Origin of the sequence: Pauljensenia sp. 20925_1_25, assembly GCF_041433955.1 — a bacterium.
Classification (GTDB): Bacteria; Actinomycetota; Actinomycetes; order Actinomycetales; family Actinomycetaceae; genus Pauljensenia.
The window spans coordinates 35,281-61,040 of sequence record NZ_JAPWCL010000010.1 but is presented as its reverse complement, the minus strand read 5'-3'; the positions used below and the strand labels follow the sequence as shown (position 1 = coordinate 61,040).

25 protein-coding genes and 4 tRNA genes are annotated in these 25,760 nt (G+C 64.9%); 22 read left to right on the top strand and 7 right to left on the bottom strand.

The features are described 5' to 3' along the window. Positions 1 to 76 precede the first annotated feature (76 nt). Positions 77 to 964, top strand: a complete 888-nt coding sequence (gene htpX / locus O3932_RS06010; RefSeq protein ID WP_296503274.1) for a zinc metalloprotease HtpX — start codon at positions 77 to 79, stop codon at positions 962 to 964. 187 nt (positions 965 to 1,151) lie between these two features. On the opposite strand, the gene O3932_RS06005 is transcribed toward htpX, so the two are convergent. Then, a complete protein-coding gene (locus O3932_RS06005) occupies positions 1,152 to 1,655 on the bottom strand; it encodes a YajQ family cyclic di-GMP-binding protein (RefSeq protein ID WP_009649245.1) in 504 nt (167 codons plus the stop codon). Between the two features lie 99 nt (positions 1,656 to 1,754). On the opposite strand from O3932_RS06005, the gene O3932_RS06000 reads away from it, so the two are divergent. The 5 genes from O3932_RS06000 (at position 1,755) to O3932_RS05980 (ending at position 3,480) form a co-directional block, all read left to right on the top strand. After that, positions 1,755 to 1,839, top strand: a tRNA-Tyr gene (locus O3932_RS06000). A 91-nt stretch (positions 1,840 to 1,930) separates the two neighbouring features. Continuing rightward, a tRNA-Thr gene (locus tag O3932_RS05995) sits at positions 1,931 to 2,003 on the top strand. A gap of 27 nt (positions 2,004 to 2,030) precedes the next feature. Next, positions 2,031 to 2,107 (top strand) — tRNA-Met (locus tag O3932_RS05990). 53 nt (positions 2,108 to 2,160) lie between these two features. After that, positions 2,161 to 2,331 carry a 50S ribosomal protein L33 gene (rpmG, locus tag O3932_RS05985; protein ID WP_003792256.1) on the top strand — a complete coding sequence of 57 codons (171 nt, stop codon included), beginning with the start codon at positions 2,161 to 2,163 and terminating at the stop codon, positions 2,329 to 2,331. 105 nt (positions 2,332 to 2,436) lie between these two features. Then, positions 2,437 to 3,480 carry an exo-alpha-sialidase gene (locus tag O3932_RS05980; protein WP_371536940.1) on the top strand — a complete coding sequence of 348 codons (1,044 nt, stop codon included), beginning with the start codon at positions 2,437 to 2,439 and terminating at the stop codon, positions 3,478 to 3,480. A gap of 49 nt (positions 3,481 to 3,529) precedes the next feature. Here the strand turns inward: O3932_RS05980 and O3932_RS05975 are convergent, their stop codons facing one another. Next, positions 3,530 to 4,189, bottom strand: coding sequence for a FadR/GntR family transcriptional regulator (locus O3932_RS05975; protein ID WP_371536939.1), 660 nt, complete (start codon positions 4,187 to 4,189; stop codon positions 3,530 to 3,532). 174 nt (positions 4,190 to 4,363) lie between these two features. Here O3932_RS05975 and O3932_RS05970 point away from each other — a divergent pair, with 174 nt between their 5' ends. The 11 genes from O3932_RS05970 to O3932_RS05920 all read left to right on the top strand — a co-directional run bounded on the left by O3932_RS05970 (position 4,364) and on the right by O3932_RS05920 (position 16,995). Next, entirely contained in the window at positions 4,364 to 5,911 is a 1,548-nt protein-coding gene (locus tag O3932_RS05970; RefSeq protein WP_371536937.1) for an ABC transporter substrate-binding protein, read from the top strand. A gap of 118 nt (positions 5,912 to 6,029) precedes the next feature. Continuing rightward, positions 6,030 to 6,983, top strand: a complete 954-nt coding sequence (locus O3932_RS05965; protein ID WP_009649241.1) for an ABC transporter permease — start codon at positions 6,030 to 6,032, stop codon at positions 6,981 to 6,983. A gap of 3 nt (positions 6,984 to 6,986) precedes the next feature. Continuing rightward, complete coding sequence (locus O3932_RS05960) at positions 6,987 to 9,041, top strand: dipeptide/oligopeptide/nickel ABC transporter permease/ATP-binding protein (RefSeq protein ID WP_371536935.1); 2,055 nt, start codon at positions 6,987 to 6,989, stop codon at positions 9,039 to 9,041. Next, on the top strand, positions 9,038 to 9,898 hold the full coding sequence (locus O3932_RS05955) for an ABC transporter ATP-binding protein (RefSeq protein WP_009649240.1): 861 nt from the start codon (positions 9,038 to 9,040) through the stop codon (positions 9,896 to 9,898). Before O3932_RS05960 ends, O3932_RS05955 begins: the two co-directional genes overlap by 4 nt. Before the next feature lie 2 nt (positions 9,899 to 9,900). Continuing rightward, positions 9,901 to 10,818 carry a dihydrodipicolinate synthase family protein gene (locus O3932_RS05950; protein WP_314569445.1) on the top strand — a complete coding sequence of 306 codons (918 nt, stop codon included), beginning with the start codon at positions 9,901 to 9,903 and terminating at the stop codon, positions 10,816 to 10,818. Between the two features lie 105 nt (positions 10,819 to 10,923). Beyond that, a complete protein-coding gene (locus tag O3932_RS05945) occupies positions 10,924 to 11,844 on the top strand; it encodes an ROK family protein (protein ID WP_371536932.1) in 921 nt (306 codons plus the stop codon). 8 nt (positions 11,845 to 11,852) lie between these two features. Continuing rightward, positions 11,853 to 12,527, top strand: a complete 675-nt coding sequence (locus O3932_RS05940; RefSeq protein ID WP_291449912.1) for an N-acetylmannosamine-6-phosphate 2-epimerase — start codon at positions 11,853 to 11,855, stop codon at positions 12,525 to 12,527. Positions 12,528 to 12,620: 93 nt separating this feature from the next. Continuing rightward, the gene (locus O3932_RS05935) at positions 12,621 to 13,868 is read left to right on the top strand and encodes an MFS transporter (protein WP_371536929.1); all 1,248 of its coding nucleotides are present in this window, start codon (positions 12,621 to 12,623) and stop codon (positions 13,866 to 13,868) included. 119 nt (positions 13,869 to 13,987) lie between these two features. After that, positions 13,988 to 14,977: an NADP-dependent oxidoreductase gene (locus O3932_RS05930; protein ID WP_314569456.1), complete on the top strand. Its 990-nt coding sequence runs from the start codon at positions 13,988 to 13,990 to the stop codon at positions 14,975 to 14,977. A 255-nt stretch (positions 14,978 to 15,232) separates the two neighbouring features. After that, positions 15,233 to 16,321: a UDP-N-acetylmuramate dehydrogenase gene (locus O3932_RS05925; protein WP_371536926.1), complete on the top strand. Its 1,089-nt coding sequence runs from the start codon at positions 15,233 to 15,235 to the stop codon at positions 16,319 to 16,321. Positions 16,322 to 16,359: 38 nt separating this feature from the next. Then, on the top strand, positions 16,360 to 16,995 hold the full coding sequence (locus O3932_RS05920; protein WP_314736128.1) for a HEAT repeat domain-containing protein: 636 nt from the start codon (positions 16,360 to 16,362) through the stop codon (positions 16,993 to 16,995). A gap of 320 nt (positions 16,996 to 17,315) precedes the next feature. Here O3932_RS05920 and O3932_RS05915 read toward each other — a convergent pair whose 3' ends face one another. The 5 genes from O3932_RS05915 to O3932_RS05895 form a co-directional block, all read right to left on the bottom strand. Continuing rightward, on the bottom strand, positions 17,316 to 17,711 hold the full coding sequence (locus tag O3932_RS05915) for an antitoxin (protein WP_296503311.1): 396 nt from the start codon (positions 17,709 to 17,711) through the stop codon (positions 17,316 to 17,318). After that, positions 17,708 to 18,178 carry a helix-turn-helix domain-containing protein gene (locus O3932_RS05910; RefSeq protein ID WP_371536923.1) on the bottom strand — a complete coding sequence of 157 codons (471 nt, stop codon included), beginning with the start codon at positions 18,176 to 18,178 and terminating at the stop codon, positions 17,708 to 17,710. The genes O3932_RS05915 and O3932_RS05910 overlap by 4 nt, the downstream gene beginning before the upstream one ends. A gap of 1,539 nt (positions 18,179 to 19,717) precedes the next feature. After that, a complete protein-coding gene (locus O3932_RS05905; protein ID WP_371536921.1) occupies positions 19,718 to 20,800 on the bottom strand; it encodes an adenosine deaminase in 1,083 nt (360 codons plus the stop codon). 3 nt (positions 20,801 to 20,803) lie between these two features. Beyond that, positions 20,804 to 21,613, bottom strand: coding sequence for a lysophospholipase (locus O3932_RS05900; RefSeq protein ID WP_371536918.1), 810 nt, complete (start codon positions 21,611 to 21,613; stop codon positions 20,804 to 20,806). Next, complete coding sequence (locus O3932_RS05895) at positions 21,613 to 22,818, bottom strand: pyridoxal phosphate-dependent aminotransferase (RefSeq protein ID WP_371536915.1); 1,206 nt, start codon at positions 22,816 to 22,818, stop codon at positions 21,613 to 21,615. Before O3932_RS05895 ends, O3932_RS05900 begins: the two co-directional genes overlap by 1 nt. A 181-nt stretch (positions 22,819 to 22,999) precedes the next feature. Here O3932_RS05895 and O3932_RS05890 point away from each other — a divergent pair. The 5 genes from O3932_RS05890 to rplA all read left to right on the top strand — a co-directional run bounded on the left by O3932_RS05890 (position 23,000) and on the right by rplA (position 25,645). Next, positions 23,000 to 23,072 (top strand) — tRNA-Trp (locus O3932_RS05890). Positions 23,073 to 23,106: 34 nt separating this feature from the next. Next, entirely contained in the window at positions 23,107 to 23,403 is a 297-nt protein-coding gene (gene secE / locus O3932_RS05885) for a preprotein translocase subunit SecE (protein ID WP_314570180.1), read from the top strand. A gap of 76 nt (positions 23,404 to 23,479) precedes the next feature. Continuing rightward, on the top strand, positions 23,480 to 24,277 hold the full coding sequence (gene nusG / locus O3932_RS05880; RefSeq protein WP_371536913.1) for a transcription termination/antitermination protein NusG: 798 nt from the start codon (positions 23,480 to 23,482) through the stop codon (positions 24,275 to 24,277). A gap of 161 nt (positions 24,278 to 24,438) precedes the next feature. Next, positions 24,439 to 24,870 carry a 50S ribosomal protein L11 gene (rplK, locus tag O3932_RS05875; protein WP_291449899.1) on the top strand — a complete coding sequence of 144 codons (432 nt, stop codon included), beginning with the start codon at positions 24,439 to 24,441 and terminating at the stop codon, positions 24,868 to 24,870. Positions 24,871 to 24,937: 67 nt separating this feature from the next. Then, on the top strand, positions 24,938 to 25,645 hold the full coding sequence (gene rplA, locus O3932_RS05870) for a 50S ribosomal protein L1 (protein ID WP_009648753.1): 708 nt from the start codon (positions 24,938 to 24,940) through the stop codon (positions 25,643 to 25,645). Positions 25,646 to 25,760: the final 115 nt, after the last annotated feature.

Genomic DNA, 25,760 nt, shown 5'->3' with positions numbered 1-25,760 from the left:
GTTGTCGTACAAAATTTCACCGGTGACTCGGGTGTTTTTCAGGGCGTTCCCAGGTAACCTCTTTAGGATCACGAGCATGGTGCACCGCAACTATCACAATGGCCTCAAGACGACCCTCCTGCTGGGTGGCATGTGGGCGTTGTTGGTGTGCATTGGCGCGCTCGTGGCGCGGGGCACGGGGCAGGCAATTTGGATCCTCTTGTTCGCGGGGATCGGACTCGCGCAGACCGCCTACTCGTACTGGAACTCTGCGTCGCTGGCGCTGCGCTCGATGAATGCGTACCCGGTCTCCGAACTCGAACGGCCAGAGCTCTACGCTATCGTGCGTGAGCTCGCCGAACGCGCTGGCCAGCCGATGCCCCTCATCTGGGTTGCTCCGACCATGACGCCCAACGCGTTCGCGACGGGCCGCGACCCGAACCACGCGGCCGTGTGCTGCACTGAGGGTATCCTCGCAATTCTCAACGAGCGCGAGCTGCGCGGCGTCCTCGGGCACGAGCTTATGCACGTCTACAACCGCGATATCCTCACGTCGTCCGTTGCTGCAGCTATGGGGGGCCTCATTACGTCGGTCGCGCAGTTCCTCATGTTCTTTGGTGCCACGAATCGACGCGACGAGGAAGGCGGATCGGGGATCTTTGGGGTTCTTGGGATCCTCGCTATGAGCATCCTGGCTCCGATTGCCTCGACGCTCATCCAGTTCTCCATTTCTCGGACCCGTGAATTCGACGCCGACGAGGACGGGGCGGAGCTCACGCAGGATCCGCTGGCCCTCGCGTCCGCGCTGCGTAAGCTTGAAATGACGACCGACCGGCGCCCCATGGCTGACACGCCCGGCACGCGCAACGTTGCCGCCATGATGATTGCGAACCCCTTCCGCGGCGAGTCCCTGGCTCGCCTTTTCTCTACGCACCCTCCGATGGACCAGCGCATCGCGCGCCTGGAGAAGATCGCGGGCTACTGAGATCGTCGATTGTAGGCCTGGCCCGTTACCCGGTAGTCCTGCGGTTTCTTCGGGTTTGGGCATCGGGCGACCTCCGTGCAGCCGATTCGTGGTACGTGAGATCGGCAATAAAAAGCGGGGCGACTCGGAGGAATCGCCCCGCCGCGCAGCCCGTCAGGGGGCCGCGCTCGGGAAGAGTGAGATGTGATCAGCGGTAGTTCACGAACTGGAGTGCGACGTCCAGCTCCTCGCCCTTGGGACCTTTGAGCAGGGCAATGACGGCCTGCAGGTCGTCGCGCGACTTCGAAGAAACGCGAAGTTCGTCACCCTGGATCTGTGCCTTGACGCCCTTTGGGCCTTCTTCGCGGATCAGCTTCGAGATCTTCTTCGCCGTGTCCTGGGGGATGCCCTCCTTGAGGGGGCACGCCAGCTTGAAGAGCTTGCCGGAGGCCTTGGGCTCGCGGTCCTTGTAGTCCAGAACCTTCAGGGACAGGCCGCGGCGGATGAGCTTGGACTGAAGAACGTCGAGGATTGCCATGACGCGGGACGCGGAGTTTGCTTCCATCGAGATTGTGTCACCGCTCAGGGTGATAGCGGCGTCCACGCCGCGGAAGTCGTAGCGGTTGGCGATCTCCTTGGCAGTCTGGTTAACGGCGTTGTCGACCTCCTGGCGGTCGAGCTTGGAAACAACGTCGAAGGAGGAGTCGGCCATGAGGGGCACCTTTCGTTGAAATTCCGCCAATCAAAGTTTCGATTGGCGCTCGGGTCTATTTTAATGCTATTCTTTCACGGCACCGCGAGAGCGGCGCAAGGCAGGTTACCAAAGCGGCCAAATGGATCTGACTGTAAATCAGACGCTTCGTGCTTCGGGGGTTCGAATCCCTCACCTGCCACCACTCGCTGGTTTCAGTGAGTAACGCCTGTGAGACGCTTCTCAGCTTTCTGGTTTGCTTCGGCAGCTGGAGATAAGATAAGCTTCTCGGCGTTGCCCCGATAGCTCAGTAGGCAGAGCGTCTCCATGGTAAGGAGAAGGTCAAGGGTTCGATTCCCTTTCGGGGCTCCGGTCGCGGATTCTTCCGCTTCCGGCGGCGGGGTAGCTCAGCTGGTCAGAGCGCACGACTCATAATCGTGAGGTCGCGGGTTCGAGCCCCGCCCCCGCTACCAACTCTTTATTCGACAGGTCGCTTGAGCGACGAAACAAAGCGAGGGAAACAACCGTGGCAAGCAAGTCTCAGGACGTTCGCCCCAAGATCACTCTGGCCTGCTCGGAGTGCAAGGAGCGCAACTACATCACCAAGAAGAACCGTCGTAACACGCCGGATCGTCTCGAGCTGGCGAAGTACTGCCCGCGCTGCCACAAGTCGACGGCGCACCGCGAGACCCGCTGACGGTTTCCATAAGAGCCCCGAGGAACGAGAAGTTCCCCGGGGTTTTCTGTATATTCGCCACGAGGTCTCACTGTGTGTTGTGTGCCACTCATGTAAGCTGGACGAATGACTGAGACCTATGGCGTATCCGTTCAGGTACATGTTCGCCAGATCGTCGCGCCAATCGGCGCGGGTGAGGCGCGAATTCCGGCCTTGGTGAGGCTTTCAGATGAGCGCCTCTTTCTCTTGTATGACGAGCGCCCCGCCCCGGCCTCGGGCATGGGAGCGGACTTCAACGGGCTGACCATGGCCTCGGACCTGCCAAATCCGAACCAGATCCGCTGGATGGAGCGCAATGCGCGCGGCGAGTGGTCAGATCCGCATCCTTTGCCGGAGGGAGCGCCGCCGGTGTCCTCGGACGCCTGCGTCGGCGTCGATGGGGACGGGGCCGTGCACCTGGCGTTCGCGTCGAGTGAGGGAGCTGTCGGCTACATGGACTCGCGCGCGGACGGCGAGAGGCTGCGTGCGTGGTGGGCGTGGGGGAGTGGCCCGGGGGACCTCGTCTACGCGGATATGACGGATGCGCTGTACGAGGCCACGGGCGCGGATGCGCTGTTCGCGACGTCGGGCTCGACTGCGAGTGTCGACGGCGCGGTTGCCATGCCTTACGTGGTGCGCGTGGGGGAGCGGACTCATGTACAGGTTGTCTATGCGCGGGGCGGGCGCATCGTGAGCCTCGCTGACCCCCTCGCGGGGCCGGACGGCATCCTCTTGGATGAGACGTCGGTGACGGTCTGGGATGGTCGCGTCGTCGCGAACTGCCGCCTGCAGGGCTTCGAGGGGCGCGGTTCGGGCGCGCGCTATCTGGCGTGGGGCGACGGACTGCGCTGGGAGGATGGGTGCCTCTGGGAGCTGGAGGATCCCGGCTGCAATGCCTGCACGTCGCAGAGTATCTTTGTGCATCCGCACGCTCGCGACGCGCGCTCCGATGGTCTGCTCGCGCAGCTCTCTGCGCCGTGGGAGGGGCCGATCCGCTTGCGTCGGCTCGTGTCGATGGGGCGTGGTCCCTTCGGCTATAGCGACATCAGCGACTATGGATACGAGGTCGTGGTGGTCTTCGAGCGGGAGCGTGGTCTATGGGCGGCGTCGTGTTTCCCAGAGCGATGGTAGGTGACGTTCCCGGCGCGCGTTGTCGTCGTCGAGCGCGCCGGGACTGCTGTCAGCGGCCTTCGATGATGGCCCTGAGGGGTTCGTAGTGTGCGTCGACGGCTGCGGCGTACGCCTCCACGTCCCCGGCCTCGCACGCGCGCAGGATCGCGGCGTGCGCCTCGGCGGTGTCCTCCATCTCCTGGCGCGAGGCACTGGCCAGTTGAGGGGTCACGCTCTGGTGGACCAGCCACATGGCAGCGACGAGCTGGTGCATGAGCGGGTTCTTCAGGTAGGCGAGCAGCCCCGAGTGGAACGCGATGTCCTGGTCCAGGTAGGTGCCACCGGCGTGCGCGTGGTCGGTCATCGTGTTGACGAGTTCCCACAGCTGCGGGTTGCTCGTGCCCTTCATGGCGCGGGTGAGCGGCAGGGCGATGCCAAGGTCGAGGGCGTGGCGGGTTTCGACGATCGAGTGCAGCGATTGCACGCCGTTGATGTCGTCAAGGGCCGCTCGTAGAATCAGGGTCTCGACCAGTGGCTGCAGGGACATGTCTCCGACGTAGGATCCCGATCCTTGGCGCACTGTGACGATGTCGAGGGCTTGCAGTTTACGCAGGGCTTCGCGCACGGAGGAGCGCGAGACTCCGAGGTCGGCGCACAGTGCTGACTCGGTGGGCAGGCGGTCTCCGGGGTGCAGGCCGTGGCGCAGAATGTAGGATTTGATAGCGTCCATCGTTACTGAGGATCGCGTATCGATTTGCGCTGGTCCAGTGCGGTTTGAGTCTGTGGATCCGGGTACTTGTGCTGTAATCTCTTGCACAGATTTGTCTGACAACATAAACTAAGTATAGCGAGCGGAACACAAAAGGTCCGCACGTTCCATTTCTCGAAGATGAGGAGCGAGAGCATGCGAATGCGTAAACACTTCGCGACCGGCGCGGCGCTGGCCGCAGCGGCTGCACTGGTCCTGACCGCGTGCGGCGGTGGCGGATCGACCGGCAGCGCTGGGGGCACAAACGATACTCTGACCGCTGGCGTTGCCTACGAGACCACCGACTACGGGCCGATCACTACCTCGGCGCTCGGCATGGGCACGAACTGGCAGGTCCTCGAGGGCCTGTACCGGTTCAATATGGCCGACTACTCCGTCAGCCCCGCACTGGCCGCCGGTGACCCCGTGAAGGTTTCCGACACCGAGTACGAGGTCAGCCTGCGTGACGGAGCGAAGTTCTCCGACGGCACCGACGTGACGGCCGCGGACTTCGTCGCCTCCTACGAACGCGCGACGTCCGAGAAGTCCATCTACCGTCAGTTCTTCACCTTCGTCGACTCCGTCGAAGCCAAGGACGATAAGACCATCACGATCACGCTGAAGCACCCCTTCACGAACCTGAAGGAGCGTTTCGTCAACGTTCGCGTTGTTCCCGCATCCATGGGTGAGGACGCGCTGAAGGCCAAGCCTGTCGGTACCGGTCCTTACAAGTATGAGAACATCACGGCGACCGAGGTCACCGCGGTTCCCAACGAGTACTACAACGGTAACGAACCTGCCAAGGCCCCGACCCTCAAGTGGCAGTCCCTCAAGGATGACTCTGCCCGTCTGGCCGCCGCCGTTGGCGGTACCGTCGACATCATGGAGGCCGTCCCCGCGTCCGCCCAGGATCAGCTCAAGGCTGCCGGCTGGAACGTCGAGTCCAAGCCCGGCTACGGCAACCCCTTCCTGATGTTCAACACGCAGAAAGCGCCCTTCGACAAGCCCGAGGTGCGCCGCGCCTTCGTGAAGGCCGTCGACAAGCAGAAGCTGATCAGCTCCGCACTGGAAGGACAGGCCGTTGAGGCGACCTCCTTCCTGCCGGAGGCCAACCCGGCGTACAAGAAGCCCGCGACCGATCTGTCCTACGACAAGGACGCCGCCACCAAGCTCCTGAGCGATGCTGGCGTCACCGACCTCGAGATCAACCTGGTGACGACGGATCACCCGTGGATCCTTGCCTTGGTTCCCCAGATCAAGTCGGACTTCGAAGCCCTCGGCGTGAAGGTCAACCACACGCAGATGGCCTCCTCCGACATGTACGCCAACGTCACCGACGTTGACGACCCATCCTACGACATCGTCCTGGCCCCCGGCGACCCCTCGGTCTTCGGCACCGACCCCGGCATCATCATCTCCTGGTGGAACGGTGACAACGTCTGGACGAAGAGGCGTGACGGCTGGCAGACCTCTGACCCCGAGTCCTTCAACCAGCTGCAGACGCTCATCTCGGAAGCTGGCGAACTCGACGGCGACGCTGCAAAGGCCAAGTGGGGCGAAGCCCAGGATCTGCTTGCCGAGAAGACCGTCATCTTCCCGCTCGTGTTCCGCAACATGATCACCGGCTCCAACCCCGCCAGGGTGGAGGGATTCCAGGCGATCTCCTCCACCGGCCTGCAGCTGCTCGGTGTGAGTGCAAAGTAAGTCCCGCTGGGACTGATGAGGAAGGAGGGGTGGAGCGCCCTCCCTGAGGCAGACGCCACAGTTGGGCGCCACCCCTCCTTTCCTATTGTCAAAATCCGTTGAAAATGGAGGTCTAGCAGTGAATAACCTTCTGCGACTCATCGGACGACGACTAGTGGCCCTGCCGATCATGGTGGTCGGCGTGTCCTTCCTCGTCTTCTTCATCATGTCGCTGTCTCCTATCGACCCGGCCTACTCGGCACTGGGTGAGACGGCGACTCCCGAAGCCCTCGAAGAGTACCGTGTTCAGCACGGTCTCAACGACCCCTTCCTCGTTCAGTACGGCCGCTACCTGTGGAATATGCTCCACGGCGACCTCGGCACCTACGGCGTGGGCACGTCTAACCACGTGACTGATCTGGTCGCGAAGGCGCTCCCGATCACCCTGCAGCTGACCTTCCTCGGTCTGCTCTTCGCCGTCCTTATCTCCTTCCCCCTCGGTGTCCTCGCCGCCCTGTACCGCGACCGTTGGCCCGACCAGGTCATTCGTATCTTCTCGGTGATCGGCATTGGCACCCCCTCCTTCTGGCTGGCAGCGCTGCTGGTCCTCGGCTTCGTCGGCAAGCTCCCCGTGTCCGGCCCTCTGCCCGCGTTCACTGTTGATCCGGGTGGCTGGTTCCTGCGCATGCTACTTCCCGCCATCGCCCTCGCCGTCCCCGTCATCGGTCAGATGACCCGCGTTGTGCGTACCTCGATGGTGGAGGAACTGGACCGCGATTACGTCCGTACCGCCATCGGCGCGGGCATCCCCAAGCGCATCGTCGTGGCCCGCAACGTCCTGCGCAACGCGCTCATCACCCCCGTGACCGTCCTCGGCCTGCGCATCGGCTACCTGATGGGTGGTGCCGTCGTCATCGAAATCATCTTCTCCGTCGATGGCATGGGTAAGGCGGTCCTGCTCAAGGGCATCCAGGAAAACTGGGTGACGCTGGTGCAGGGTGGCGCGCTTGTCGTCGCGATCGCGTTCATCGTTGTCAACATCATCGTCGACATGCTCTACCTGCTCATCAATCCGCGTATTAGGTCGGTGTGAGGCATGAATCAGAAAGAAAAGCTCAACAAGGTCACCGCGACGAGCGCGCGCTTCTCGCGCATCGGCGCGATGTCCCTGGGATCGAAGATCGCGATGGGTATCCTTGCCCTCGTCGTGCTCATGTCGGTCCTCGCGCCCTTCGTTTCCCCCTATGGCCCCGACCAGATCTTCGACAAGTGGAGTGCCCCGTCCGGCGAGCACCTGTTCGGAACTGATCACGTCGGCCGTGACATCTTCGCTCGCGTCCTGTACGGCGGTCGCTTCTCCCTGCTGATCGGCCTGTGCTCGACCCTGATCGCCCTGTTCTTCGGCGCGATCATCGGCTCGGTTGCGGCGGTTGTCCGCAAGAGCTTCTCCGAAGCCATCATGCGTCTCATGGACATCATCATGGCGGTGCCCGGTATCGCCATGGCGGCCGTCTCCGTCCTGGTCTTCGGCCGCACGCTGTCCAAGTCGGGTAACACGTGGGGCCTGGTGGTCGTCATCATCTGCTCGATCGCCTTCGTCTACATTCCGCAGCTGTCGCGCATCGTCCGCGCGAACGTCATGGCCGCCTACGGCGAGGACTACGTCCGTGCCGTGATCGTCTCGGGTGCCCGCGCCCCGTGGATCCTGGTCAAGCACGTCATGCGCAACACGGCAGCTCCGGTCCTGGTCTTCGCGACCGTCCTTGTCGCCGACGCGATCATTCTCGAGGCCTCCCTGACCTTCATCGGGTCGGGCCTCCAGGCGACCACGGTGGCCACGTGGGGCAACGTCCTGTCCGAGGCCTCGTCGAACCTGTCGGTCCTCCTGGGTAAGTGGTGGACGGCCTTCTTCCCCGGCCTGTTCATCATGATCACGGTCCTGTGCCTGAACATCCTCTCCGAGGGCATCACTGACGCCATGGTCGCCGCGCCCGCTTCTGCTGCGGTCGCCCAGGTCGATAAGGATTCCGACCGCGAGGCTGACAAGCTCCTGCTCGACCCGCGCCGCGCCTACGCCGAGCAGGCCGAGTCCCTCCAGGCTCGCCTGGACGACCTTGAGGTCGTTGAAGAAAAGCGCACCGACCGCTTCGAGGCCTCCTTCGAGGCGACGCCGCTGCTGGAAGTCAAGGACCTGTGCATCAAGTTCGAGCGCCACGGCGACGTCAACGTCGTTGACCATGTCTCCTTCAAGGTGCGCTCGGGCGAGACCATGGGCCTCGTCGGCGAGTCCGGCTGTGGCAAGTCGATCACGGCCCTGACCATCATGGGCCTCATCGATCCCAAGGCTGAGATTACGGGCGAAATCCTCTACGAGGGCGAGAACCTGCTGGAGAAGTCCGCCGAAGAGCGCCGCGCGCTCCTCGGTCACGAGATGGCGATGATCTACCAGGACGCCCTGTCGTCGCTCAACCCCGCCATGCTGATCAAGGCTCAGATGAAGCAGCTGACCAGCCGCGGTGGCACGCGCAGCGCCGAGGATCTCCTCGAGCTGGTGGGCCTGGATCCCAAGCGCACGCTTGAGTCCTACCCGCACGAACTGTCGGGCGGCCAGCGTCAGCGCGTCCTGATCGCCATGGCCCTGACGCGCGACCCGAAGCTCATCATCGCCGACGAGCCGACCACCGCCCTGGACGTCACCGTCCAGAAGCAGGTCATCGCACTGCTCAACGAGCTGCGCGAGAAGCTCGGCTTCGCCATGATTTTCGTGTCCCACGACCTGGCGCTCGTCGCCGAGGTGGCCCACCACATTACGGTCATGTACGCCGGTCAGGTCATCGAGCAGGCCCCCACGAAGGAACTGCTCACGCACCCGACCCACGAGTACACGCGCGGCCTGCTGGGCGCGGTCCTGTCCATCGAGGCCGGCTCCGGGCGACTGCACCAGGTCCCCGGAACGGTGCCCTCGCCTCGTGACTTCCCGGTCGGCGACCGCTTCGCCCCCAGGTCCTCGCACCCCGATTACGGCCTGGACATCCGCCCGGTCCTCACCGAGGTCGGTCCCGAGCACGTGTACGCGGCTTTGCCGCCCCGCGAGGAGGTTCTCGTGGCGAGCGAGATCATCATCGAAGAAGGTCAGGAGGAGCAGCGATGAGCCCCGAAACTCTGATTGTCGAAACCGAGACGATGATAGCCACATCCGAAGCTCCGATCATCGAGCTGAAGGACGTCGAGGTGACCTTCACCTCGCGTACCGGCTCCCTGTTCAAGCCCAATAAGGTCCACGCGGTGCGTGGCGTCAACATGCGCATTGAGCGCGGACAGACGCTCGGCATCGTCGGCGAGTCCGGCTGTGGCAAGTCCACGACCGCGAACGTCATGTGTGGCCTGCAGATGCCGACGAAGGGCCAGGTGTTCTTCAACGGCGAGGAAGTCACGAAGCGCGGTGCCGACGCGCGTCGCCGCATCGGACGCGTCGTCTCCGTGGTCTTCCAGGACCCGGCGACCGCCCTCAACCCCCGTATGCACGTCGCGGATCAGCTCGCTGACCCGCTGCGGGTGCACGGCATTGGGGATGAGGCCTCGCGAGCCAAGCGCGTGAAAGAGCTGATCTCGCTGGTCGGCCTGCCCTCCAGCGCCCTCGACGCGCTCCCCGGACAGCTCTCGGGCGGCCAGCGCCAGCGCGTCGCCATCGCCCGCGCCCTGTCCATTGGCCCCGACGCGATCATCGCGGACGAGCCCACTTCCGCGCTCGACGTGTCGGTGCGCGCACAGATCCTGAACCTGCTCACGGACCTCAAGAGGGACCTGGGCCTGGCGATGGTCTTCATCTCGCACGACATCCAGACCGTGCGATACGTCTCTGACCGGATCGCCGTGATGAACGGCGGCAAGGTCGTCGAAGAAGGGCCGGCAGCGCAGCTGCTCGCCGACCCCAAGGACCCCTACACCCGCAAGCTCCTGGGCGCCGCGCCCTCGCTCCTGCACCCCACCCTCGAAGGAGAAAAGTAAGTATGTCTTCGAAGATCCGTGGCGTTGTCCCGCCCCTGGCTATCCCGCTCAAGGACGGCGAGCTCGACGTCCCTTCGCTCGAGCGTCACATCAACCGCATGATCGAGGCGGGCCTCGACGGTCTGTTCGTCTCCGGCTCTACCGGTGAGGTCGCCTTCTCGACGACCGAGCGTCGTGCACAGATCCAGCGCGAAGCCGTGCGCATCGTCGACGGCCGCATCCCGCTCCTGGTCGGCGTCATCGACACCGAGACCGAGCGCGTCCTGGAAAATATCAAGGTCGTGGAAGAGATCGGCGGTGCCACCGGCGTCGTCGCAACCGCCCCGTTCTATGCCCTCGGCGGCGAAACCGAGGTCGAGAAGCACTTCCGCATCCTCAAGGAGAACACCGACCTGGAGATCTGGGCCTACGACATCCCCGTGTGCGTGCACACGAAGCTGTCGCCCGACCTGCTCATGCGCCTGGGCCGTGACGGCATCATCGACGGTGTCAAGGACTCTTCCGGAGATGACGTGTCCTTCCGCTGGCTGTGCCGCGCGAACGAGGCCGCCGGTCATCCGCTCCAGCTCCTCACCGGCCACGAGGTCGTCGTCGACGGTGCCTACATGTCTGGCGCGGACGGATCCGTGCCCGGCCTGGCCAACGTGGACCCCGAGGGCTACGTGCGTCAGTGGCAGGCCTACGAGCGCCGCGACTGGGAGGCTGTGCGCACCGAGCAGGACCGCCTCGCGGACCTCATGCGCATCGTCCAGGTGAAGGGTGTTCAGGGCTTCGGTGCCGGCGTCGGTGCCTTCAAGGCCGCCCTGTACCTGCTCGGCGTCTTCGAATCGCCCGAGATGCCGCGCCCTGTCGCCGCCATCGAGGGTGACAATATGGAGCACGTTGCGTCCGTGCTGCGCTCGGTCGATCTGCTCTCCTGATACGTCGACGAGGCCGGGGTCTTCCCTTCCGTACATGCCGCACCCTCGGGTGTGGCCCTCCCCGGCCTCGTCGATTCTTTCTACCCACTGACCGTAAGGATCCTCATGACTACGCTCCTTGCCCTCGACATCGGTGGCACCAAGGTCGGGTGGGGCATCGTCGAAGCCGGTGACACCTACGAGGTCACCGAACGCGGATCGATCCCCACTGACGCGATGCGCGGCGGAGCGGACGTGGCGGCGCGCATCTGCGAGCTCGCTTCGTCCCTGGTCGCCTCGCACCCGTCCGTGAGCGGTGTCGCCGTCGCCAGCGCCGGCGTCGTCAACCCCGCAACCGGCGACATCGTCTCCGCGACGGGCACCATGCCCGGCTGGGGAGGCACCCGCCTCGGCAGCCTCCTGGAGGCCGCGACCGGGCTGCGCGTGCGCGTCCTCAACGACGTGCACGCCCACGGTCTGGGCGAAGCCACGCTCGGTGCGGGCCAGCCGTACCGCACCGTCCTGTCCATCGCCGTGGGTACCGGCATCGGTGGTGCCCTCGTCGAAGACCGCCAGGTCTCCTTCGGGGCGCGCGGCATCGCCGGACACGTCGGCCATATCCACCACCACTTCGCCCCCGACATGACGTGCTCGTGCGGCCGTAAGGGCCACATCGAGTCCTTCTGCTCGGGATCGGGCATCACGGCCTGGTACGACTCGCTGCGCGGCGAGTCCGACCCCGAGGTGGACGGCGGGCGCGCCCTGCAAGAGTTAGCCAAATCCGGTAACACCCTCGCGGCCGACTGCTTCTCCCGCTCCGCGTACGCGCTCGGCGAGGCCACGGCCTCGTTAGTCAACTGCGTAGACCCGGCCGTCGTCATCCTCTCCGGATCCATGACCCGCTCCGGGGACATCTGGTGGGACGCCCTGCGCGAAGGCTTCGCTGCCAGCGCGATGACACCCGTCGCGGATACCCCCATCCTCGTTGGTTCCCTCGGCGGCGACGCGCCGCTGCTCGGAGCCGTTTCCTTCTTCCTGCACGCTTAGGAGTTCACATGCACCCGCTCATTGCACACCTGAAGGGCAAGCTCATCGTTTCCGTCCAGGCGTACCCGGGCGAACCCATGCGCCATCCCGAGACGATGGCACAGATCGCGCGCGCCGCCGAGATCGGCGGTGCCGCCGCTATTCGCTGCCAGGGCCTGTCCGACATCTCCGCAATCAAGGGCCGCGTCGACGTGCCCGTCATCGGTCTGTGGAAGGAAGGTCACGAGGGCGTGTACATCACGCCGTCGCTGCGCCACGCGCGCGCCTGCGTCATGGCTGGTTCCGACATCGTCGCCCTGGACGCGACGGGCCGACCGCGCCTCGACGGCCTGAGCTTCGCCGAGACCGTGAAGGCCCTGCGCGAGGACGGCACCCTCGTCATGGCCGACTGCGGTTCCTTCGAGGACGCCCAGCGTGCCGTCGACGCTGGAGTGGATATCGTGTCCACGACCCTGGCCGGATACACGGGCGACCGCGTCAAGACCGACGGACCCGACCTGGAACTGCTGCGCGAGGTCGTCGCCGCGTTCCCGGACGTCCCCGTGATCTGCGAGGGCCGCGTTCACACGCCCGAGCAGGCCGCCGCCGCCATCGAGGCGGGTGCCTTCGCCGTCATCGTCGGCACCGCCATCACGCACCCCACGTCCATCACGACGTGGTTCAAGGCGGCTGTGGAAGGCTGACCTGTTGTCGTCGCGACGCAGCGCGCGGGCGGGTGATGAACATCCGCCCGCGCGCAGTTTTATGCGCCGTGACGTGAGCGTATATTACCCAGCATGTCTGTTCCCCACGCCCGCTCTCACGCTGCCCTTCGTGCCACCGGTTTCGTCTGCGCATGCCTCGGTTTTGGCACCTCCGCCTGGCTCTCACGCCTGCCTGACGTCCGCGACGCCCTCAGCCTGACCCCTGCGATGATTGGCACGATGTTGCTCATCGCCTCGCTCGGTTCCCTCCTGACCCTGCCGTCTTCCGGTCCGCTCGTGACGGCAATCGGCGCTCGAGCCTCGGGACGCATCGGCGTGTCAATCTGGGCGCTCGGCGTCTCGTGCGCGGGTGTGGGAGCGCTTCACGCGTCGATCCCGCTGGCGACCCTCGGCCTTGTCCTGCTCGCCGCGGGCAACGGCCTGTGGGGCGCGACGATGAATATCGAGGCTGGCCTCGTTCAGGCGGCCGTGCGCCGCACGGTCGTCCCCATCATCCAGGCGATGTACGCCGTCGGCATGCTCAGTGGCGCCCTCCTCGGTGCGCTCGCCTCGCAGCTGGGCCTGCCCCTAGGCGTTCACCTCTTCGGCCTAGCCGCCCTCGAACTGATCGCCTGCGGTACCGCCGTCGGCTTCTACCTGACCAAGGAGGAAGTCGCCTCCATCGCCCCCGTGAAGGACACGGACAGCGGCGAGGGGGAGGAGGCCTCGTCGAAGAAAACGAAGGGACTCACCCGCGTCGCCTGGCGCGAAAAGCAGACCGTCCTCATTGCCCTCATGGTCATGAGCGCCGGCCTCGTGGAGGGCGCGGCGAACGACTGGCTCAACCTATCCATGGTCGACGGCTACGGCTTCTCGACGGCTGCGGCGTCCGCGGCCTTTGCATTTTTTCTCCTCATGATGACGATCATGCGCTTCGCGTCCCCGCGCCTCGAAGCGCGCCTGGGGGCACCCGCGCTGCTGCGCATCACCTTCTTCGGAGCGGTTGTCGGCCTGCTGCTCGTCGCGTTCGCCCCCCACTACACGCTGGCGGTTGCGGGCGTCGCCCTGTGGGGCATCGGGGCATCTCTCGGTTTCCCGCTGGGCATCTCCGCACTGTCCACCGACCCTGTTATGACGCCCGCGCGCGTCTCCGTCCTGTCCACCGTCAACTACGGCGCGGCCCTCATCGGCCCGCCCCTCCTGGGCATCATCGCCGACCACATCGGCTACCACAGGGCGCTCGCGTTCGTGGCTCTGCCCGTCCTCCTCGCGATCGTGCTGGCCGGGCAGGTGCCGGACCAGCGCGGCAGGACGCGTACGGATATCGCGTTGGACGACTGAGCTGCGTGCGCTTATACGAGGCCATATCACGGCCTGTCGGTGATGCGATGATCGGCGTATCCTGGATGCAGGAACGCCTGTGATGTGGCGCTCATTATTGCTGTGAGGAGAGAAGAATCATGGCGCGAATGATCGGATACCGCCATTTCGGAGGCGTCGACGTCCTTGAGGAAGGCTCAGTGTCGCTCCCCGCACCCGCTGAGGGACAGGTGCTCGTGAGCGTGCGGGCCGCCGGCATCAACCCCGTCGACTACAAGCTCTTTGGCGGATTGACGAGGCCCCTCGAAGTCATCCGCACCATCGTTCACCCCAGCCGATGGTTCGCTCGCGGCAAGGAACGCCCGTTGCGAGGCGTCGGACAGGACTTCGCCGGTGTCGTGACCGCCGTCGGCCCATCAGTGAACAACGTGTGCGTGGGCGACGAGGTTATCGGCCTCCTGCGCGCCGCTCCCTGGTCCGCTCGGGAATACGGGGCACTCGCGACGGACATACTCACCTCGGCGACGAACGTCGTCCCCAAACCCGCCTCCGTCAGCTTCGACGTCGCCGGAGGCCTAGGCGTTGCCGCGCAGACCGCGATGGGAGCCATGCGCAGCGTGAAGGCGGACGCCGACGACATCATCGTGGTCGCCGCAGCCGCCGGGGGAGTGGGAGGCCTCGTCACGCAGCTCGCGCTCGCCCGTGGCGCGACCGTCATCGGTATTGCGAGTCCCTCGAACGCCGACTACCTGCGTTCCCTCGGCGCGATCCCCGTGTCCTACGGTGAGAGCCTCGAACAGCAGATCCGGGACGCAGCCCCCTCACCCGTCACAGCCTTCATCGACTGCTTCGGTGGCTACGCGTCGCTGGCCCACCGCCTCGGCGTCCCGGGAGAGCGCGTGGGCACTCTCGTTCCAACTCCCGCGATCGCCCTGCGTCGCGCGCGCTTTACCGGCGGGCGCGACGGAAAGATCGCCGACATTGCAACAGTCGCGGGACTCATTGACCGCGGCACGGTGAACCTGACTATCGCGGGCACCTATCCGTTCGACGTGGAACAGGTGCGCGCCGCCTACACCGAGCTGATGGGCGGCCACGTGCGCGGCAAGATCGTTATCACCATTCCCTGAACTCGTCACCGTGCCCTCCGGCGAACGCCCGGAGGGAGATGAGCCTGCCACGGCCTCGCGCCTTCGCCCGCCCACCTCTGCGTGCACCGGTCCACAGGACCCGCCACGGCCTCGTGCATCAGCCCGCCCACCTCTGCGTGCACCGGTCCACAGGACCCGCCACGGCCTCGTGCCGTCGTCTGGAACCCGGCGCTCGCGGGGCCGAGGCCGGGCGGGGTTAGGCCGAACGCGCGCCGTGCGACTAGGCTTAGGGGCATGACGACCCTTGCTGATCTGACGACCCTGCGCGTGGGTGGCCCCATCGCCGAGTACGTGCGCGTTTCTACGACCGACTCCCTGCTGGAGGCCGTTCGCGCGGCCGACGCCTCGGGCGGCCCGCTGCTCGTCGTGGGCGGCGGGTCGAACCTGCTGGCCTCCGACGCGCCCTTCGAAGGCACGGTCGTGGACGTGCAGCCGTTCGGGGAGATCGCCTCCACCATTGATGAGGGTCCTTCCGGGTCGGTGCTCGTGCGCGCCGGTGCGGGCACGGTCTGGGACCAGTTCGTCTCCTGGACGCTGTCTCACGGGCTGTCCGGCGTCGAGGCGCTTTCCGGCATCCCCGGGACCGTCGGCGCATCCCCCGTGCAGAACGTGGGTGCCTACGGCCACGAGGTCGCCGAGACCATCTCCTCGGTAGAGGCCTACGACCGCCTGACGGGTAACGTCATGCGCCTGGCACCCGCGGAGCTGGGCTTCGCGTACCGGTCCTCCGCGATCAAGCGCAGCGTTGGTCAGCCTGGCTTGGGTGACCGCCCGTGGGGTCCGACCGGCCGCTGGGTGGTCCTCTCCGTGGACTTCCGCTTGGAGCGCTCGCCCCTGAGTGCCCCCGTCATGTATTCCGAGCTGGCGCGCCGCCTCGGCGTCGAGGCCGGGTCGCGTGCCGACGCCTCCCTGGTCCGCTCGACCGTCCTGGATCTGCGCCGCGGCAAGGGCATGGTCCTCGACCCGGGTGATCACGATACGTGGAGCGCCGGTTCCTTCTTCACGAACCCGATCCTGCCCGAGGCCGCTGCCGCCACCCTGCCCGAGGGCGCGCCTCGCTTTGGTGCGGGGGAGGGCCTCGTGAAGACCAGCGCTGCCTGGCTCATCGACCACGCGGGCTGTGGTAAGGGCTTCCACCTGCCCGAGGCCGGGGACCCGCCGTGCGCATCCCTGTCCACCAAGCACGTGCTGGCCCTGACGAACCGCGGGAACGCGACGGGTGCCGACATCGAGGCCCTGGCCCGCGCCGTGCGCGAGCGCGTCTTCGATGCGTTCGGCGTCACCCTGGTCCCCGAGCCGGTCACGGTCGGTATCGCCTGGTAGCGGGCGCGCCTTGCGCTGAGCGGGTGGAGGAGGCGACCGTGAAGGAGTACGTGGAGGGCCTGGAACGAGAGTTTTCGGCCATCGAGCGAGGGTTCTTGCGCGAGCAGCGGCGTGCTCGCTCCGACTACGCTTCCTTTGACCCTGAACAGGCTCGGCGCGTGGCGTTCCTTGCGTACCGCTCCGAGGCCTACCAGGTACGCATGTACGCGGTTTTCCTGCTGGGGCACCTATCGCAGGAGTCGGATGTTCTCTCTTTCCTTCGGGACGATGTTTCCGCGGATTCCAATTGGAGAGTGCAAGAGGTCCTCGCGAAGGCCTTCGATGATTTCTGTGCTGTCAGGGGCTATGAGGCGGCGCTTCCCGTCATCGACGAGTGGTTGAGCGACTCGCGCCCCAACGTGCGCAGGGCTGTCACGGAAGGCCTGAGGATCTGGACGAGTCGGCCCTACTTCCGGGACCACCCGGGCGATGCTATTGCGAGGTTGTCGAAGCTTCGTAGCGATGCAAGCGAATATGTCCGCAAGTCTGTGGGAAACGCGTTGCGGGACATCAGCAAGAAGCACCCGGAGCTGGTCGCGGCCGAGCTGAGGACCTGGAGCCTGGAGACCACAGAGGTTGCGCAGGTCTACCGCCTGGCCTCCACACTCATTTCATGCGCCACAGCTGAGCGGTGATAGCAGCTCAGCACACAGGTGCAGGCGGCGGTTGGGGACGACGGAGCGGTGGAGTGCGTGAGGGTGACGGTGTATGAGGGCAGTTGGTACCTAGAATTCATCGATGTCCCAAAGTGCAGACCATGGTGCGCATTGATGCGGTGAGTGGATCTGTGCGCGTTGCGTGGCCTGTCCTGGAGTAGCACGTGACCTCGTCGTCGCCTGTGCAGGTTCTGCTGCCTGCGCTCGCGGATAGGTTGCCACCACGCGGATAGGTTATTCGCTTACGGATAGCTTAATAACCTATCCGAGTGTTCATAACCTATCCGTGAGCGCGGTTCCTATCCGTGTGAGGCCGCGGCGCGCAGGCGCGCGATCATGTCGGGCACGTTGCGAGTGACGGCCGTCCACAGGAGCTGGTCGTCCATGCTCTGATACCCCGAATGCGCCGCTATGTTGCGAGTCGTACGCAGGGCACGCTTCTCAGAGGAGGTCAGGGCATCCATGTAAGGTGCATACTCGTCTCTCTCCAGGAACGCGGCCAGACGGATGATCACCATGCAGGCGGAGTCATACTCCGGGCAATCGGCGCTGAAGGCCTCGACGGGGACAGCAGCAACTCGCTCGACGCGGTGGGTGATGACGTTGAGTTCATGCAGGAAGTTATCGACGTCGAAGCTGGGCGCGTGCCTCCGCGCTGCTCGTGGCCGAGGAGCGAAGGGAACCGATTCGCTCATAGCGCCACGGCCTCGTCAATGGCTGCTCGCAGCGCCTCGGGCACGTGATTGTCCGCGTGTACTTCGGTCGGGAAGCCGGTGAGCTCGCTCGCGAACGAGGCAATGTCCGCCAACTCGAACAGTGACAGGTCTCGAGTGGGCGTGCCAATCAGGTCAATGTCCGACTCGAATCCGTCCGTGCCCCGGGCAACCGAGCCGAAGACGCGGAGGGAACCCAGGCCTCGTTCCTGGGCGTAGCTGCTGATCGAGGTCGCGTAGCGGGCGAGCGGCACGGAAGGGCGGTAGTCGGCGGCGCGGAGGATGCGTTCGAGCAGTTCGGCGGAGATTGCGCGCCTGCCGGACTCGATCTGCGCGAGCGTCGACTGGCTCATCCCGGTCATCGCCGCCAGCTCGGCCTGCGTGAGGGACGCGTCCTGACGTGCAGCGCGCACGAGGGACGGCGCATCGTCACGACGAAACCGGCTCATGCTATCCATGATAGTGCACGCGTGCACTATTGGTTCGCGATTAGGGCCGTCGTGTGCAGGTACGAGGCCGGGGTCAACAGTCGTCCCGAGGTGGTTGCTCCTGGCGGCCGGAAGGGGAAGAAACAACCGGGTCAAAAGGGGGCTTTTGTCATCGAAGAAATTCAGCACCTCTTTGGTTACGAGCGTTTGTGTGGCTGTCACTTATGGAGGGGTCTGGAATCTATCAATCTCGCACGTAATTCCCCGGAGGGAGTCCCGAGGGACGCTCTGAAAACCGCGGAATATCAATGTTCCGATTTCAATGTTTGAAAGAGTTGTGGGGAATTATGCGCGAGGCTGTGGGGGAACTATGGTAAGAACCTCGCGGTGTTGAGAAGAATCCGCGCGTGTTGATGTGGTGCCCGGATCTGCGTGTTGCTTGGCCCATCCTGGATTGCCATGCGGTCTTGATGTTGCCTGCGCTGGCTCTGCGGCTTGCACTCGCGGAACCGTTCCGTGGGTTGGTCGCCGCTATATGGATAGGTTGCCACCATGCGGATAGGTTATTCGCTTGCGGATAGCTTAATAACCTATCCGCGTGTTCATAACCTATCCGTGTGCGAGCCGTCGGCCGCTGAGGTGGTGTCGGTAGTCGATGCTGCGTGTGGGTGAGGATGGTCCACGTCGACAATCTGCCCAAAGTGCAGACCACCTCGGTCACAACGGCTGTTTTTCGGCGGTTTTTGTCGAGGTGGTCTGCGTTTTGAGCGCATGCTGCTGTAGACGACCGACCGCGACCGCGTTGGCGTCCTCCTGTCGATCCCGCAGATACCGCTGAGGTGCCTCCCTGTATGTCACAGGCAATTCCCTGGAGGGAGTCCCGAGGGGCACCCTGAAAACGGCAGAATATCAACGTTCTAGTTTCAAGGTTTGAATGAGTTGTGGGGAAATTGCGTGCGAGATTGTGGAGGAACTGTGTGTTTGTGGTGCCGAGGGGATCGAGGGGACGAGCTGACGTCCGCGGACACGGATCCGGTTGGTGCATCGCGTTGATGAGGATGGTCCTCATCGACAATCTGCCCAAAGTGCAGACCACCTCGGTCACAACGGCTGTTTTTCTGCGGTTTTTGTCGAGGTGGTCTGCACTTTGAGCGCTGCTGTGCATGCAGGCTGTGGGAGGTGTCCGCTCAACTACTGCGTTGGCGTCCTCCTGTCGATCCTGCAGATACCGCTGAGGTGCCTCCCTGCATGTCGCGTGCAATTCCTCGAAGCATGTTCTGGGGCGTCTCTGAAAACGGCGGAATATGAACGTTTTAGTTTCAAGGTTTGAATGAGTTGTGGGGAAATTGCATGCGAGATTGTGGAGGAACTGTGTGTTTGTGATGCCGAGGGGACGAGCTGGCGGCTGCGGACACGGATCCGGTTGGTGCATTGCGTTGATGAGGATGGTCCTCGTCGACAATCTGCCCAAAGTGCAGACCACCTCGGTCACAATGGCTGTTTTTCGGCGGTTTTTGTCGAGGTGGTCTGCGTTTTGAGCGCAGGACCCCTACGACAGCGCTACGCCGCTGGCTCCGCCGCCAACCACGCGTCGATGTCGGCCTTCCATGCCGCCTTGCGCGAGGGCGATGCCAGCGACGCGTCGATAGAGGACCGCGCCAACGATGCCAGGGCTTCGTCGGACAGACCGAACACGTAGCGGGCGACCTCGTACTGGGCGACCAGGCGCGAACGGAAGAGCAGCGGGTCGTCGGCAGCCAGGGCAATGCGAGCCCCGGCCGACAGCAGCGTCGGCAGCGGCACCTGCGAAAAATCCGTGTACACGCCCAGGTGCACGTTCGACGTGGGGCAGACCTCCAGGGCAATGCCCGCGTCCACGACGGCGCGCAGCAACGCAGGGTCCTCGCTGGTGCGCACCCCGTGCCCGAGGCGCGCGGGTGCCAACGTGGACACGACCTCGCGCACGGAGGCCGGTCCCAGGAGCTCGCCGCCGTGCGGGACACCCACGAGACCGGCGCGGCGCGCGATGCGGAACGCGGGAGCAAAAGAAGCCGTCGACCCCACGCGCTCGTCGTTCGACAGGCCAAAACCCACGACCTCGCCGGGGCCGTCGCCCGCGAATGACGCTGCTAGGCGTGCGAGAGTGCGCGCGTCCAGCGGGTGCTTCATGCGTGACGCGGCGACGATGACGCCGATATCGACGCCGGTGTCGCGCGAGGCCGAGCGGGCCTCGTCGATGATGATCTCCAAGGCCGGGGTGATGCCGCCAACGTAGGGCGCGTAGCTGGTCGGGTCGGCCTGGATTTCCATGCGCACGGATCCTTCGGCGGCGTCGTCCTCGGCGGCCTCGCGAATGAGGCGGCGCATTGCGGCTTCGGAGCGCACGAGGTGGCGCGCGGAGTCGTAGGCTCGCTGGAAACGGAACCACCCGCGCCCGTCGGCTGGCATAGATGCGGCATCGATGTGCAGCAGGTGCGGGGGCAGGCGCACGCCCTGGGCACGCGCCATGTCGACCATGGTGGCGGGGCGCATGGCTCCCGTGAAGTGCAGGTGCAGGTGAGCTTTGGGCAGGGTCGTGAGATTTCGCCTGCCCGCAGGCGTGGGGCGCGGTGCCGTCAGGTTGGGGACAGCGGGTGCGTCCACGGCCTAGTGCTCCCCGAGCCAGATGATGATGTCGCGGATCAGGCCCGGACCTTCGGGTTCGTTGAGCAGCTCGTGGTATGCGCCGTCCACGATGCGCAGATGCACGTCCGCGTCGGGGTGGGCACCGCGCGCGGCCCGCACGAAGTCGCGTGATCCGCGCAGGTCTGCCAGGAGGTCGCCGGAGCCGTGCATGACCAGGGTTGGCGTGGTGAGGCGGTCGGCGCGCCGCAGTACTTCGTCGCCCTGCAGGATCATGGTTGCGCCCGTCAGGATCGGCACGCCGCCCTTGTATGTGAGCGGATCCGCGTCGAAGTCGCGCTGGACCTGCGGGTCGCGTGACAGGGGAGAGACCTTCATCTCGGAGGCTCCCTTTGTCACGACGAGGCCGGGGCTGATTCGCGCGACCGGCAGGAGTTTGCGGGCGCGGGAGGGGGAGACGTGGGGGAGGGGACGCAGCGCTGGCGCGGAGAGGACGGTGCCGCGCAGCAGCGTCGGGTCCAGGATCGTCGACGCGGCTGCGATGATGCCGCCCATTGAGTGTCCGAACAGGAACAGGTCGGGGGTGCGTGCGTGGGCGAGGGTCGCCCGGCGCGCATCACCAAAGTCGCGGATGAGGGCACCCACGTCCACGCGGGCGCGGGGACCCTCGGAGGTCCCGTGGCCCGCGTGGTCGTAGAATGCGACGTCGTATCCGGCGCGGGTGAGAGCGGAACGCAGGTGGACGTAGCGCCCGGAGTGCTCCGCGTACCCGTGAGAGAGGAGGACGGTCCCGAGGGGCGTCTCCTCATCTGTCCGTTCGAACGAGATATGCATCAGGCGAAGAGCTCCTGTACGCGGGTGATACCTTCGACGAGGTCGTCGTCGGACAGGGCGTAGGAGAAGCGCAGGAAGCCGGAGGGGCCGAAGGCCTCGCCGGGAACCGCCGCGACCTCGACCTCGTCGAGGATCAGGTCGGCAAGTTCGCCCGACGTGTTAGCGACGCGTCCGCGGATCTCGCGACCCAGTAGGCGCTCGACGGAGGGGTAAACGTAGAACGCGCCCTTGGGCGTGGGAACGTCGAAGCCGTCGATCTGGCGCAGCATGTCGACAATCGTGCGGCGGCGGCGATCGAAGGCGACGCGCATCTCGTTCACCGCATCCAGGGAACCCGACACGGCGGCGCGCGCGGCCTCCTGGGCGATGTTGTTGACGTTGGAGGTCAGGTGCGACTGGAAGGACAGGGCGGCCTTGATGACGTCGGAGGGGCCGATCATCCAGCCCACTCGCCAGCCGGTCATTGCGTAGGTCTTCGCCACGCCGTTGAGGATGACGGCCTGATTCGCGAGTTCGGGCACCAGCTTGACGATGTGCGCGCTCTGCGCGTTCTCATACAGCAGGTGCTCGTAGATTTCGTCGGAAATGACCCAGATGCCGTGCTCGAGCGCCCACTGGCCGATGGCGGTCAGCTCCTCGGGCGTGTAGACGCTGCCCGTCGGGTTCGACGGCGAGCACATGAGCAGCACCTTCGTGCGAGGGGTGCGCGCGGCCTCGAGCTGCTCGACGGTCACCTTGTAGTCCTGGTCGGCGCCCGCGAATACCTCGACGGGGGTCGCGCCGGCGAGCTTGACGACCTCGGGGTAGGTGGTCCAGTAGGGGGTCGGCAGGATGGCTTCGTCGCCGGGACCCAGCAGTGCGGCGAAGGCCTGGAACACGGCCTGCTTGCCGCCGTTGGTGACGACGATGTCGGCGGGGGAGACCTCGTAACCGGAGTCACGCAGAGTCTTGGCGGCGATGGCTTCGCGCAGCGCGGGCAGACCTGCTGCCGGCGTGTAGCGGTGCATCGCGGGGTTGCGCGCGGCCTTGACGGCCGCCTCGACAATGTAGTCGGGCGTGGCGAAATCGGGTTCGCCGGCGCCGAAGCCGATCACCGGGCGGCCGGCGGCCTTGAGGGCCTTGGCCTTCGCGTCCACGGCCAGGGTCGCGGACGGCGTGATGGCGTTGAAACGATCAGAGACACGGGTGCGAGGTGTATTGGTCACCCCTCCATGGTCCCACGTCATGCGCCTGAGCGGGTTGACACCCCTGTAAAGCGCGCGTGGGCTACCTCTCATTTACGAGGCCTGGGGCGGAATTTCGGGGATTGTGCGGACTGTGGGTGAAACTCGGTTGGACAAAGTCGCATCACATCCACTAATGTTTCTCAGGCAGGTTTTCCTGCGTAGGGCAGTGGCGCAATTGGTAGCGCACCGGTCTCCAAAACCGGCGGTTGTGGGTTCGAGTCCCGCCTGCCCTGCGGATAAGGCTTTCATTTTCGCAGGAGGATTCCCATGGCCACAGAAAAAGCCTCGGACGTCGAATCCTTGCGCCGAGACCGTACGAAGACGAGCGCCACTCGCAAGCGCGATGCCGCCGTTAGGGATAAGGCTAAGAAACCCGGTTTCTTCGCGGGCATCTTCCTTTTCTTCAAGCAAGTCATCGACGAAATGAAGAAGGTGACCTACCCGACCGGATCGGAAACCTGGACATACTTCGTTGTTGTCGTTGTGTTTGTCGCCGCAATCATGCTTTTCGCTGGTCTCCTTGACTTCGGATTCGGTAAGCTAAGTGCATTGATCTTCGGCTGAGACCGACGAACCCGCCCGCAGAAACCTGCAGGCGGGTTTCTTTCACGGTCCGGCCCCATTCGCAGGAGGAGAAGTCGTGAGCGACGAACAGTACAGCGAGGACCGGGTCCTCGTGGAAGCCCAGGAAAAGGTCGAGCGGGAGACCGCCGAAGCCCTGGCCGACGGAGCTGCTCAGGAAGTCGTCGACGAGGTGATCGAGGAGGTTGCCTCCGAGGAAGTCGCGTCCGAGGAAGTGGAAGAGGACGAGGCTGCACCGGCCTCGCCCGAAGAGGAAGCGATCGCCAAGCTGCGCCGCAAGCTCTACATGTCCCCCGGTGACTGGTACGTCATTCACACGTACTCCGGCCACGAGCGCAAGGTGAAGGCGAACCTCGAGCAGCGCATCACCACGCAGAACATGGAAGACTACATCTTCGCCGTCGAGGTCCCGGATGAGTACGTCATGGAATACCGTGGCACCACGAAGAAGCGCGTGCGCCACGTGCGCATCCCCGGCTACGCGATCGTCTGCATGGACTTCAACGAGGCCTCGTACCGTGTCGTCAAGGAAACCCCCGCCGTCACCGGCTTCGTGGGCGACCAGCACAACCCCGTGCCGCTCTCGATTGACGAGGTTGTCATGCTCCTGACGCCCAATGTCCTCGAGGAAGCCGCCGAGGCCGCCAAGGACCAGCCCGCGCCCGTGCAGGCCGTCCAGACCCAGTTCGAGGTCGGCGAGATCGTCACCGTCACCGACGGCCCCTTCGAGACTATGTCGGCCACGATCTCCGAGATCATGCCCGAAACCCAGAAGCTCAAGGTGCTCGTCACCATCTTCGAGCGCGAAACCCCGCTCGAGCTCGGCTTCGACCAGGTGGAGAAGCTCGAGCAGTGATGTCACCCACCCGGACTTGGGGACAGGCCCGGGTTGGAGTTATCATGCATATTTGTGTGCGTTGGGTGCACTGTGCCCACTGAGACCCAGTAGGCCCGCCTCTGACGCGCCGCCCTGGTCGGCACCCGTCGGCCAGAACTTCAGTAGAAAGACCCGCATTCATGGCAAAGAAGAAGAAGGTCACCGGCCTGATCAAGCTTCAGATCGCAGCCGGTGCAGCCACCCCCGCACCTCCCGTCGGCCCCGCACTGGGCCAGCACGGCGTGAACATCATCGAGTTTACCAAGGCGTACAACGCGGCCACCGAATCGCAGCGCGGAAGCATCATCCCCGTTGAGATCACCGTCTACGAGGACCGTACCTTCACGTTCGTCCTCAAGACCCCGCCCGCCGCTGAGCTCATCAAGAAGGCTGCTGGCGTCCAGAAGGGTTCCGGCACCCCGAACACCGCCAAGGTTGGTTCGATCACCATGGCTCAGGCTCGTGAGATCGGCGAGGCCAAGATGGCCGACCTGAACGCCAACGACGCTGATGCCGCCGCCAAGATCATCGCCGGTACCGCCCGCTCCATGGGCATCACCGTCGAGGACTGACACCAACCAACCCCCGTGGTAGGGCAGGCGCTGCCCGACACCCACGACTGCAAGGAGAAGAAGCAGAATGACCAAGCGCTCCAAGAGCTACCGCGCAGCGGCCGAGAAGGTCCACGCGGACGTGCTGTACACCCCCTTCGAGGCCATGAAGCTGGCCAAGGAGACCACCGTCACCAAGTTCGATTCGACCGTTGAGGTCGTCTTCCGACTCGGTGTCGACCCCCGCAAGGCGGACCAGATGGTCCGTGGCACCGTTTCCCTGCCGCACGGCACCGGCAAGACCGCCCGGGTCTTGGTCTTCGCCGTTGGTCCGCGCGCTCAGGAAGCGATCGACGCAGGTGCCGACGAGGTCGGTGGCGACGAGCTCATCGAGAAGGTTGCCAAGGGCTACACCGACTTCGATGTCGCCGTTGCGACCCCCGACCTCATGGGCAAGGTTGGCCGCCTCGGCCGCGTCCTCGGCCCCCGTGGCCTCATGCCGAACCCCAAGACGGGCACCGTGACCATGGATGTCGCGAAGGCCATCAAGGAGATCAAGGGCGGTCGTATCGAGTTCCGCGTCGACAAGCACGCCAACCTGGCGTTCATCGTCGGCAAGGCCTCCTTCACTGCCGAGCAGCTGACCGAGAACTACGCCGCCGTCCTGGATGAGGTGCTGCGTCTCAAGCCGACCTCCGCCAAGGGCCGCTACCTGATCAAGGGTTCCGTCGCGACGACGATGGGTCCCGGCATCCCGCTGGATGTCACCAAGGTCAAGGACCTGCTCGAGAAGTGAGCCTCGCTCGCTGATTAAGCGTCCGGGTCCCCGCGCAGCACACGCTGCGCGGGGACCCGCTTTTTGTGGCGGGGGCTGGCGTTCGGTGCGCTGGCACATGCATGCGCAGATTAAG